Origin of the sequence: Grimontia sp. SpTr1, from assembly GCF_947387585.1 — a bacterium.
GTDB lineage: Bacteria > Pseudomonadota > Gammaproteobacteria > Enterobacterales > Vibrionaceae > Enterovibrio > Enterovibrio indicus.
This window is the reverse complement of record NZ_CANDOD010000007.1, coordinates 66,239-78,332: the sequence shown is the minus strand read 5'-3', so window position 1 is coordinate 78,332 and position 12,094 is coordinate 66,239. Positions and strand designations below refer to the sequence as shown.

Here is a 12,094-nt window from a genome sequence, read left to right as displayed (position 1 = left end):
ATGAGCGATTTACTGTCAGTCTAGTACAGGCTCGGCATATTCCAACAGCACAATGGTGGCATCGTCTCGGTGCCAATCTCCATAGTTATCAAAAACCTGCATAACATGCTGAACAGCCTCTCCGACGGGTAATGAGCGCGTGTTTTCCAGTTCACGCATCACCGCTTTCTCGAGTACCTGTCGACTCTCCGTGGAGTCTGCCGCCTCAAACAAGCCATCGGTATAAAGCGCAATGCGCTCTCCTGAACTGAGTCTCGAGGTCAGGGTTTGGTAGTCTGCGCCATAGAGCACGCCAGGCATTATGCCGCCGACATCCATCAGTTCAGCGCCTAGTACGCTGACTTTAATTGGTGGAGGATGACCAGCGGTTGCCATCGATAAGGTGGCATTGTCGTAAAGCGCGACAGAGCAGCAGGTTAAGATGACCTGTGAGAGCAAATTATCGTCCATTGCGCAGTCGGAAAGACGGCTTAATAGCGTGCCGCATGGGTCACTAGTGTCGTCGACGTGATACATCAATCCGCGCAGGTAGCCGCCATAGGCGTAAGAGAAGAATTTGGCTGCCACATCATGGCCCATCACATCGACCATGTTGATCATCAGGAAATCATCCGTGTTGCGATGCAATACCAAATCGCCACCCCCAATCCCGGTATTTCTGGTGGCAATCGCAATTTGCCAGTTGCGGGATTCTGTTGGCAGTGACGGGGTCAAAGAGTGCGTAATTCTATGGTTTACCTTATCGGTAAGCTGGCGATAGATCTGCTCTGAGCGGTGTAATACCCTTCGAGCGCTTTGTACCAACGCGGATTTGGTGACAGGTTTGAGGATATAGTCATCAATCCCCAATCCCATGGCGTTGTCCCGCACTTCCTGGCTGTCCGCATAGGTGAGGAAAATGAAAGGGGTGAGCAGGGTATTGGTTTGTTTATGGAGTGCTCTTTTTAGGTCTAACCCGTCCATACTGGGCATACGAATATCAGAAATCACCAAATCAACGTGGTTATTCATTAGGAACTGCAGGGCTTCCTGACCATTTGCGGCTTCAGAAACCTTAAAGTGTTCGGAGAGATACGCGCTGATCAGGCGACGCTGGCTATCATCGTCCTCAACAACTAATACGCTGGGCTTAGTCGCGACCTGTTGTATCTTCCATTTCAGTGTGAGGCGGTTGGCACCAAATGTGGTGCGTTTCACGTATTCGAGTCCGTCGGTCAGGCTGTGGATCAGTGCAAGTCCTCGGCCGCCCTCTTTTTCTTCAAAGGTATCGAGTGATTGTACCCGGTCCGCCAAGGTTGGGTCCCAGTATTCGCCGTCATCCTCAATGTGCAGCATCCAGGCACCGTCAACACATTCCAGAGAGACGGCAATAAAGGTTGGGTGAGGCTCTGTGTGCTCTATCAGGTTAGCGGCCGCTTCAGAAAAACAGAGTTGGATTTTGTTGGAAAGGTGATCAGCCACGCCACGTTGCTTGAGTGTGTCGCCTAAGTGCTTTCGTGTGCTACTCACTTTAGCGAGTGTAGCGGGGCGGCATTCTTCCTTTACCACGGAGACCATACGCTATATCTCCAACGATAACAGATGGCTACTGAAAATAGATTTACGTAACCTTTGGGTGATTTTCGGGAATCGTTTGGACAGCCTGCCGACCTCGCGAAGAATTTCCGTCTTCAGCGACGGATTATTTTTGTCGTTCATCACACAGCCCAATAGGTGGCCGCCCGCATCATGTAATTTCTTTACTGATTCGGACGCCTGAGCTTCTGTGGTTTGCCCTGACATCACAACCAGAATGGTTCCGTCCGACGCGGACGCGACCCTTTCGGGAGGAATGTTGTTGGCGTTCAAACGTGCCATTGGCGAGGTGTCGAAGATGATGAGATCATAGTCTTTATGCCACTCTTCGACATACGCTTCCAAAGACCCTGGGCGACGAAGCTCCATGATGGTTTCGCGTTTGGATGGTGCAATGATCCCGGTGAAGTAAGTGCTTTCACCATCCACGCCCACTAGTTCAGGGTTCGGCAAGTAATGATTGTCATACGTCGTGACCGTCATGCCCTGACTGACGAGGCTGGGGTGGTAAAGGTTCAGGTCAACCACAAGGGTAGACTGTCCAGCCAGCAGGGAACGGTGTGCAATGGCAGAAGCAAGAGAAGTCACACCTTCGCCTGATTCCGTGGCGGTGATGGTCAGGGTTTTGTAATTGTTGCGAACGATCTGAAAGTAAATGCGTTCGATCTCGACGTTGAGCGGCGAAATAAACATCACAATATTCCTATCAGTGCGGCGATACCGGCTATTTGGAACAGGTCGGTAATCCCTTGGCGGATTTTTTCTGCGGTGCTTTCATCCTTGCTGGGTATATAAACGGTATCACCGGCGCGAAGCACGGGCAGATCCTGAAAACGGGCGGTTCGGCTGAATTCTGAAAGATTGAAAGTTCGCGCCTGATCTCGGCAGCAAGAGAGGTTCACGACGGTGATCTTCTCTACATAGGCATTGTTGGAAGTGCCTCCTGCTTCAGCGAGCAAGTCCAGAATAGTCATATGATCATCGAAGCTATAGCGACCGGGTTTGTTAACAGCACCCAGTACGCGGATGGTTTCTTCTTTCGGACGATCCAACCAGTTGCGATCTTTTTCTGGAACATAAATGGTGTCGCCGATATTCACTTCTGGCAGCAAATTCGCATCACCGGTTTCGAAAAACAGGGCAAGGTTGAGGCGACTGACGCGGGCATGTTTTCCGTCTAAGTGCGTGATACGAATATTATGTATATCGGCATCAGTGGTTGGGCCGTCCGCGGCGGAGAGGATGTCGAGAAAGTGCATTTCTTCAGTGAAACGGTAGCGCCCCGGCGCGCCGACCTGACCGAATATGTAGATGGAGCTGTCTGAGCTCTGACGAATCCATTTGGACTTGTTGTCCGTCGGATCATCTGGCAAATCATGGACCCTGACGGTCGAGCCGGCACGAATCTCTGGTAATTCGCTGTCAGGTCGCCCTTCGTTGATGAAGGTATCAAGGTTCAGCACGTAGGTTTTAGTGCGATTCCCTCCAATGGGCGTGACGACTTCAATACGGCTGGTATCGGCGCGTGACGTGGGACCACCAACATGGGCGAGTAAATCCATCAGCGACATTTCATCTGACCATTCAACCCGGCTGGGTCTAAGGACTTCCCCGATCACGCGGACGGCACGGGTAGGTGATACCTTTAGCCAGGATTTTTCATTTAAATCCAGTTTCTCTGGCACAAAGATAGCGTCACCCGGCAAGATCTTAGGCATGGCATCTGTCATTCGTCCTTCCGAGAACAAGGTGAGGTCGAACGGAACGTTGGTGCCGTTTCGTCGGATAATACGGATTCGCCGACTTTCAGCGAAACGTGTGGGGCCTCCCGCATTAGCAAGAATATCAATAAAGGTAGCGCCTTCTTTGCCTTCGTAAGCACCCGGCTTGGCGACTTCACCCATCACATACACAGTGTTGGAACCAGCTTTGATTTCCTCTTCCTGCTTAGGTACAAAAATCGTCGCGCCTGCCACAATGTTCGGTAGAAGGCTTTCATCACCCGAGTCTAGATAGCGTTTGAGGTCGAAGATTTTTGGCTCGTTGTCAGAGATAACGCGGATTTGTTCCACTGCCGCGTAGCGGGTCACGCCGCCTGCACGCATCAGCATGTCCACCAGGTTGTTTTCCTCTTTGGCGGAGAAACTGCCGGGGCGCAGTACTTCACCAAACACTTTGATAGCTTCTCTGTCTTCTGCGGCATCACCGGAATCAGCCAGTGCGGTAGGGTCAAACGTTTGTTCAATGTTGCCAATCATTGGAGAGGCAGGTACAAACAGGGTGTCCAGCGAACGCAGTTCAGGTAGCAGGCTTGAATCGCCAGTATCGAGAAATTTCTTGTAGTCAAAAATAATCACTTCGCCGTTTCGGCGCAGCTGAAAGCGGTCTAATTGAGCACCGGCACGCAGGCCGCCTGCGGCATACAGCGCCATTTGCACTGAGGCATTTTGGTTTAGCGTGAACTCACCTGGTTCTTCCACGTAGCCCTGAATGGTGACGAGGAGCTGTCGCTTACTAATGAACACTTGCAGAGAGGACAGATCACGGAACACAGCGCCAAGCGTTTCTTTCACTGCGACATCCAGCTCAGCTTCTGTCATGCCGTTGGCTTCAATCATGCCGACTTCTGGGAGGGTGAGCCTTCCCTGACGATCAACCTGAAACTCTTTGTTGAGCGTGACTTCGCCGGGCAACATGATGGCAATCTGATCACCCACCTGCACACGATATTCGTCCGCGGTCGCTGAAACGCTGACCATCAGCAGAAAAATGAGGGTGATGAAACGGGTCATGGTTGACTCCCATCATCTTTTGAATTGGCGCCAGCTTCGACCAACTCGATAGAAACACGGCGGTTTACGAGGCGGTTCTGAGGCTCACTGCCTTCAAAAAGCGGGTCGGTAGAACCCACTGCATCGACTGTGATGCGCGAAGGGGATAAACCGAAAATCTGCAGGTAACGTTTGACCTGAATCGCACGTTCGAGAGACAACTTTTTGTTGGCGGCAGAACCGCCCACTGAATCCGCATGTCCGGTGACATGAAGATTGTACTGAGGCAGGTCACGGAGCAGATGAGCGGCTTCCGCTAGATGCCCCATGTATTTGGGGTTCACTTCAGGTGAATTAAAGGCAAATTGGTTATCGACATTGAGTAAGGTGTAGATCTCTGCTGCGAGGTCTGAGGCGTTGCTGTAACCCATCGCAGAAGAAGGCACACAAGCGCCACTGCGCTTCACTGCATCTAGCTGCTTCTCAAGCCTTTCAAGAGTAGCACGTTGGATAATGATGTCGTTGGCGGCGTCAAATTCCAGTCCGCCATGCAGCTCACGAACAATGCGGTCTTGTAGGCGGCGTGCTTGTAATACGGTAGCAGGGAAGCAAAGCTCTGCCCCTTCCAGCACAAGAACATCGAGGTGTCTGGCGCCTAACTCCCATTCGAATCGCAAACCATGCTCAGGGCCGAGAGGTTCATCAGGCATGACGGGAGAGATTGACGAATGATAACCTTCGGCCATACCACCTTGACCGTGGTCAGGAAACGCTGAACAACCAGAGAGCAGTAGTATCGTGAAGAAAAGTGTAAAGCGGTTTGTCATCCTAATTCTCCCTGGGAAGAAAGCCTTACTGAGTCGTTTGGGCGGCTTCTACGGTAATTGCACTGTTAATACGTAGCAGGGTGATGATCTCCATCGGTTGACCATGAACATTGGTCAGAGACAGAGTGTGGCCTTTTGCTTTCAGGCGTTTGAACAGAAACACAATCGCTCCAATGCCTGAACTGTCGAGGAAGTCCACTTCACCTAAGTTCATGGTGATATCCGTCATTTTCTCATCGGCAACGAGCTCGTCCAGTATGGGTTGTGCTTCGCTGCATCCCTGAGCGTCCATGTCGCCACGAACTATCAGCAGCAGGGTTTCATCAGGCTGTTTAATGGATTCGATTTGCATGACTTTTTTGCCTCACCTGTATAGATATGGGTTCTAATGCGAATTCCATACCATGTTGTAATATTGTTTAAAAACAGTCGGATAGATATTTTTAGTGGAGGGCATATATTGGATTTCTCATTTTGAAAACAGAAATGGGAAACTCATGCTCTCTTCAATGTCGATTGCCAATTAACGCTTATTACAGCGGTTTGTCTTAAATATAAGATAGAAGTAAATCGATGATTTTGCGGGAGGTCGTAGAGGATTTGTTGGTGAGTTGGCGGAATAGGAAATGATGACTTTTCATGTTGATCCAACTTTAAGCGACACCAGTAGGTGAGCAGTCAAAGATAAAGTTGGGGGTAAATGGAGAAAGCCAGCGATAGGCTAATCAGGGATTCGAGGGTCAATCTCTGCCAGCACTTCGCCGTTGGTCTCTCTAATAAACAGAGTTTTGCCCGTACACTCGATCAAGATTTTTTCTTCTGGCGGGAGCTTGGATAGCACTTCGACTAATCTCGCTGTCCCCTCCACAATGTGGGCGTGCGGGTGAGTGATTCCAGGCGCTTGCATGTTTGCGCGGTCTTGGTAGATCTTTAAAAGGTGTTTTGCGGTCACAGCCATCGTACGAATCCTGATTCTTTATACTCAAACAACCTGAATACGAGCATATTGGGGTTGTTTGGGAGTAGATGCCTAATTAGAACAAAGAAGGGCATCATGCACAGGCTGAGGTTTGAGAAAACAGCCTCTCCCTCTTCGTTCGAGACAAAGGGAGAGGCTGTCAGGCTAGGCGTTAAAGCTGATGTGCTTTTTACCCGTCCAACTCTCAATGACGTCAATCATCTTGCGCTTATTGACGGGCTTCGCCAGAAAATCATCCATGCCGACTTCTTTGCATTTCTCTCTGTCTTTCTCTGTCACATTGGCGGTCATGGCGAGAATTGGCAGAGTACGACCATGTTCATTGAGTGCCCTGATGGTTTCACAGGCAGTGAAACCATCCATTTCAGGCATCTGCAAGTCCATCAGCACCAACGCAAACTCTTCTTTCTCTATGGCAGATATCGCCTCTTTGCCGTTGTTGGCGGTGGTCACTCTGAACCCCGCGCGCTCCAGCATGGTGCGGGCGATCAATTGGTTGGCAGCGTTGTCTTCCACCAAGAGAATTGCAGCGCCTGTGTCGCTTTTAAAAGCTGTTCTGCTGTGTGGGTTAGGTACATACTCTTCGGGGTAATGCAGCTCACAAGGCAGCACCACGGTAAATTCACTGCCCAATCCGACATGACTTTCCAACTGGATGTCACCACCCATCAATTCAACCAAACGCTTGGAAATGGCTAGCCCCATACCGACGCCGCCGTAGGTGCGCGAGAAGGTCGCATCTTTCTGGGTAAAGGGTTCAAAAATGATCTTCTGATACTCTGGATCTACCCCAATCCCGGAGTCTCTGACGTGAATGCGAAGACCTTGAGGGAAGTGATGGCTGAGCATGAGTTCCACTTCGCCACATTGGGTGAATTTGATGGCATTGCCCACCAGGTTAGTGACAACTTGGGAGAGCTTGCCTTCATCAGCTTTGGCGATGATATGGTGGTTCAGCCTGTCATCTAATCTCAGGCTGATGCCTTTAGTCTCTGCTGACTTTTCAAACATAGAGATCACGCCACGCGCCATCTCAGCAACATCAAACTCTTTTTCTTCGACCTTGATGGCACCGACATCGATTTTTGAGTAGTCCAGAATGTCGTTGAGTTGGTTAAGCAGCAAGTGCGCAGCGTCATCAGCCATATTGGTGAGGGTTTGGCATTGCTCTGGGAGTTTTTCTTCTTTGAGGATATCAATCGCCCCCAAAATAGCATTCATCGGAGTGCGTATCTCATGGCTCATGGTAGCAATAAACTGGGATTTGGCGAGGTTCGCAGCGACAGCATGTTCCCTCGCCTGCTCGAGTTCTTGCTCTCGATACCGCAAATGCTCAATGTGAAATTCCAGATCATCGACTGACTTAGACAGGCGTGTAATTTCGTTGACATGCTGCGGTGCTCGGCCTTCTTGTTTGGCAATGTCTATTAAACGCTGATTGATTTTTGATAGCGGGCCAAAAACCATCTTTTGCGACAGCAAGAAAATGAGAAAACCAAGCGAGAGTAAAGCCAGTGCTGTGTAAAAGCGCACGGTTTCTACGTGGATTTCAATGTCGGCCATCATTTGTTTTTTACTCATGGAGATCTGCATGTCGCCGACTTGGGTGTCACGATAGGTCACAGAGTTGACGAAATTGAGAGCCATTGGGTTGTTGTCGTGCGGTTTATCGCCCCATTGTCCAATTTGCACGCCACCGTCAGTAACGATGGAGATATAGCAGAGATCGGGGTAATGCTCTGCCATCAGTGCGAGCTTTTCATTCAGTGCGCCAGAATTCTTGATGAGTACGTCTGAAGACAGTGCTGCCGTCAGCGCTGAAAAATTCGCGCGGATTTGATTGTCCATTCGATCAGAAAGATATTGGCGTTCAAATGAACGAGCGGCTTCGCCCGCAATAAAGCTAAGGGCCATGGTTATTGAAAGTACGGACAGCATGTATTTAAGCCAGAGTGGTAACTGTTTCATCATCATCTCCTTCGCCGTCCTCGCGGCCTGCTCGTTTCCTTGTCAGGCTCTCAGTTTGACAATGACTTTGCGTGTCACTTTGAGCAAATTGAGCGCGATTCCTGCTTTATTTAACGTATTTAGCTGTGTTCTTAAGAGGACTATGCAGGGACTTTGCCAAGTTTTTAAATGCAAGGATCAGCAGCCCCTAATTAGCGCTTATCGAAGGGAAATGCTGAAGAGTCATGTGGCTCTTGTGAAGGAGGCGATATGTCGGCGTTTTGGTCGTCTGCTTGTTTTTCCGCTTCGCTTTGCTGGAGAAATGCTTTTTCCTCCAGCTTCACATACCGGTAAACAGAGGCGGTCAGTGCGATTAAAATATAGATCGGCCAAGTGAAGCCTTGGGTGAGAAAGGTACCTGACACACAGAACGCGATGATACCAGAGTAAAGCCCTTCCGATATGGCACGAATAACAGGGCTGTACCTTTCGGCGTTTTCTTTCACGATATTGGTAGCACTTTGGGCTGAGCGGTAAACGGTGATGGTCATGACAAAAAAAGCGATTAAACCGACAAACCCCGTTTCACCCAGCACGCCAAACCATGTGCTGTGAACGGCGTGGTTCAAACCATCCCAGTGCTTTGAATAGTAGAAATAGTTGAAGTAGAAGTTATTAAGGCCAACGCCAGACAAAGGATTTTCCAACGCCATGTAGAAAGCCGCTTCCCACGCATAGAGTCGGCCTTGTGCCGATGCATCAAGACCTTCTTCCGCTGCACCACCAGATTTTCGCCCACTGATACCTGCCACTGCGAACAGCACCGCAGCGGCAATCCCGCCACCAATGAAAAGCAACGTTTTCGACTTCACGCGGCGCCAGGCAAGAATGCCGACAGCAGACATGATGCCCAGCAATCCGCCACGGCTTTGAGTCGCGATAATGGCAAAAAATATGGTGATAGTCGCAATCAGTGCAAAGAAGCGGGTTTTCTTGGAAAGTTCGGGTGTCAACAAGATGCTGATGGTAAACGAAAAGGGGAACAGTAACACCAGCGCTAAATCGTTGGGGTCACCAAGCACGGAGCCAAGTTCACGGCCCACGGTGACACGCGTTTCTTCCACTAAGCCAATGCCATTGACTTTATTGAAAAGGGTGACAATTGCCACCACGACCCCAGATACGGTAATCATGACGAGCGCATTGCGATAGTGGTGAACTCCCGTAAGCAGCCACGCCAGTGCGGGGGTCATAATGCCAATTTTGACGTAGATGTTTTTGAAGTAGGCAATGGCTTCACCCACATTGCTGGAGAGAGGGATGCCAATCACGACAAGTGCAAAAAAAACGTAGAAGGTATTCAGTTCTTTAGAAGACCACATTTTGAGCTTGCCACTGATACCTATGTGCCATGTCAGGGTGGTCAGGGTACCGAGGGACAACAACAGGGGGATTTTGAAATTGTAGAGTGGCGCAAAAGCCTCATGAAGGCGGAAAAAAGAGAAAGCGATAAATAGCAGCCCCAGCAGGACAGGTTGAGAAAGGGTAATAAGAATGGCAAGGGGCACCAGACCAATTGCAATGGGGATGACGGGATGAGGAATGACCAACCACAGCAAACACGACAGCGCGACAAACGCGGCGGTCGCGTGTACGAAGTGTGTTCTGATACGGACAAGCAACAGCTGGCGCTGGTCGTTAAGCCATTCGATTAATTGCATTTTTCTGGACGAAGAAATCCCATGCATTGAGTAAAGCAGAGATCGCAGCAAAATGTGCGCCAGAGAAAGTAGAGTTATTAAATGTTTTTAAAATAACGGGTTACAGAAAGTGAAATGAAAAAACGCGCCAGTGCGGCGCGCTTTGTTTGATTTTGCGTGTCAAATTAGGAAATGAAGCGTATTCAGAGCGTTGCGCCAGGATGAATCAGGCGAATCACCAACGAACCTGCTGCACGCATTGATTCGACATTGTGGCTTAATACCACACCGCCTTCCGGCGCATGGTAGCGGTATTCCTCTTCACCAAAGCTGTCGTATTGAATGGCCAGCAGCTGATCTTTTTCTACAGTCTGCATCAATTCAACCTGCGGAAGAATAAAACCACCTTGAACAGCGCGAATACTGGTCACACGGGCGCTTTCAATGGCTGGCTCAACCGCGGCAAATTCGCCATCAATCAAACCGTAAAGGGTGAAGATGTTCAGCATTCCACGTACGGTGCGGTTGACCATTTCCATATCAGTATAACGGCCGACACCGGCTTCAACCGTGATGCTCGGAATGCCATTCTGATTCCAAACGGTTTCCAGGATGCCCGGGTCGCCCGGATCGTTCAGAATGGCATCTGGGTTCATCAAGCGCGCCATGTTTACGGCGTCATCTAAACGATAATCCGCGAACACATAAAGCGGATAGCGGGTGCCAGATGTTTGCGTGTGTAGGTCAATCGCCAGATCGGCATTTGGCTGGAGAAGGTTACGCCAGATAGGATCAAGATAGCGCTGAGGTTCGTTACCTTGCGGATTGCCCGGGAAATGGCGGTTCAGGTTGCCACAGGAAACGTCAGGGTCAGAGGAAAAGAAATCGCGGCTGTGGTGCAGCATACCGCTCAGGTTGACGGTAGGCACGATGGTCACACAGCCTTTCAGTGATTTACCATGCAGCGCACGGGCAATCGCATGTGCTGACAAAACGCCATTATATTCGTCACCGTGAACACCGGCGGTGATCATGATTTTCTTACCCGGCTCAGTGCCCTTAAATACCCAGACCGGAAGGTGTTGCCACTGTGCTAATGCATCGGTCGCCGCACGGAACCAAAACTTGTGTGAGCCTGCATCCAGTTGGTCCACATCAAGTGAAGAGATCACGGACAAGCCGTCGATTTTGTTTCCTTCAATACACTTCGTCATTACGTAGGTTCTTATTTTTAAGAATTTTACAGGTCGTTAAAACTCAAAAAAGGCGAGATTGTCATCCCGCCTTTATTCATGTCGATAATACTTTAAGCTTACGCGAAGCCAGTGAGATGTGCACTCACAACTGTGATACTTGCGATGACAAAAAGTAAAAGCATAAACCGCCAGACAAACTTCGCCCAATTACCCCAATCTATGCGACATACACCCAGTGTAGCCATCAATGAAGCAGATGTCGGTACAATGATGTTGGTCCATCACACAACTGGAAAGCCAGAAACGTAATTTGAAGGGGCACACCAGCAATATCAGATAATGGTGCCAGCATTAGCAAGGGCAACGACAAGGAAAATGACTGTGTCCAAAAACGTTTGAATTCGTCAATGGGATCCAGTGATGCCCGATGGCAGTTGGAGCGACGTTGGTTAGAATGAAAGAAGTAGGGCATGGATGTAAGAGGTGAAGCAATGTCTTTTGATCTCAAGACGCTGATTGAGCGTTGTGAAGAAGCTCTCGAACAGGAAAACCCGCAACAAGCCATTAAGCGATTGTTGAGAGAAAGTCTCCGCGATCCCGGTTCGGTCAAATTAGCGCTCATGCCTGGTAACCGAGCAGATTTCGAGTTTCTGTATGAGTCAGATGATCTCACCATTCTTCATTTTATTTGGGCACCTAAAATGACCATGCCCGCACACAATCATAACCTTTGGGCAGTTGTGGGTGTCTATGAGGGAAGAGAAGATCATATTTTTTGGCAAAAAGCTGGAGACAGTAGATTTGGAGAAGCCGACATTCGTGCTGTTGGTGCCGCTTCTATCGCTGCAGGAGAAGTGCTGAGTATGGATAATCAAGCCATTCATTCAGTGACTAACCCGACACATCTTTTCGCTGCAGGTATCCACATCTACGGAGGAAATTTCAGAGAAGCGGACAGAAGTGGCTGGGATCCCATCCTTCTTCAAGAAACGCGATTGGATGCCGAAAAAAACCAAGCCATTTTTGATGTGGAAAACGAGGTATTGGATTTGCTTGAACGCAGGCATAAATAGCAAAGACCAACTCAATCTAAAGTGGT

10 protein-coding genes and 1 pseudogene are annotated in these 12,094 nt (G+C 49.5%); 1 reads left to right on the top strand and 10 read right to left on the bottom strand.

The annotated features are described in order from the left end of the window. Window positions 1-15: 15 nt before the first annotated feature. From QL223_RS12065 to QL223_RS12020, 10 genes and pseudogenes are all read right to left on the bottom strand, one after another. Complete coding sequence (locus tag QL223_RS12065; protein ID WP_002539869.1) at window positions 16-1,557, bottom strand: response regulator; 1,542 nt, start codon at window positions 1,555-1,557, stop codon at window positions 16-18. A gap of 3 nt (window positions 1,558-1,560) precedes the next feature. Beyond that, window positions 1,561-2,268, bottom strand: a complete 708-nt coding sequence (locus QL223_RS12060; RefSeq protein ID WP_002539871.1) for a hypothetical protein — start codon at window positions 2,266-2,268, stop codon at window positions 1,561-1,563. Then, window positions 2,268-4,367 carry an SLBB domain-containing protein gene (locus tag QL223_RS12055; protein ID WP_281544887.1) on the bottom strand — a complete coding sequence of 700 codons (2,100 nt, stop codon included), beginning with the start codon at window positions 4,365-4,367 and terminating at the stop codon, window positions 2,268-2,270. Before QL223_RS12055 ends, QL223_RS12060 begins: the two co-directional genes overlap by 1 nt. Beyond that, window positions 4,364-5,173, bottom strand: coding sequence for an OmpA family protein (locus QL223_RS12050; protein WP_002539873.1), 810 nt, complete (start codon window positions 5,171-5,173; stop codon window positions 4,364-4,366). Before QL223_RS12050 ends, QL223_RS12055 begins: the two co-directional genes overlap by 4 nt. A 25-nt stretch (window positions 5,174-5,198) precedes the next feature. Beyond that, on the bottom strand, window positions 5,199-5,525 hold the full coding sequence (locus QL223_RS12045; RefSeq protein ID WP_281544886.1) for an STAS domain-containing protein: 327 nt from the start codon (window positions 5,523-5,525) through the stop codon (window positions 5,199-5,201). 369 nt (window positions 5,526-5,894) lie between these two features. Then, window positions 5,895-6,131, bottom strand: a complete 237-nt coding sequence (locus QL223_RS12040) for a hypothetical protein (protein ID WP_002539875.1) — start codon at window positions 6,129-6,131, stop codon at window positions 5,895-5,897. Between the two features lie 165 nt (window positions 6,132-6,296). Further along, on the bottom strand, window positions 6,297-8,120 hold the full coding sequence (locus QL223_RS12035; RefSeq protein WP_002539876.1) for a response regulator: 1,824 nt from the start codon (window positions 8,118-8,120) through the stop codon (window positions 6,297-6,299). A gap of 191 nt (window positions 8,121-8,311) precedes the next feature. Continuing rightward, the gene (locus QL223_RS12030) at window positions 8,312-9,820 is read right to left on the bottom strand and encodes an O-antigen ligase family protein (protein ID WP_281544885.1); all 1,509 of its coding nucleotides are present in this window, start codon (window positions 9,818-9,820) and stop codon (window positions 8,312-8,314) included. Window positions 9,821-10,002: 182 nt separating this feature from the next. Then, window positions 10,003-11,013 carry a succinylglutamate desuccinylase/aspartoacylase family protein gene (locus tag QL223_RS12025; protein WP_281544884.1) on the bottom strand — a complete coding sequence of 337 codons (1,011 nt, stop codon included), beginning with the start codon at window positions 11,011-11,013 and terminating at the stop codon, window positions 10,003-10,005. 98 nt (window positions 11,014-11,111) lie between these two features. Beyond that, window positions 11,112-11,362, bottom strand: a pseudogene (locus QL223_RS12020) (hypothetical protein); the annotation flags it as partial. A 103-nt stretch (window positions 11,363-11,465) separates the two neighbouring features. Between QL223_RS12020 and QL223_RS12015 the strand changes: the two are divergent. Beyond that, entirely contained in the window at window positions 11,466-12,068 is a 603-nt protein-coding gene (locus tag QL223_RS12015) for a hypothetical protein (RefSeq protein ID WP_231590930.1), read from the top strand. Window positions 12,069-12,094 lie beyond the last annotated feature (26 nt).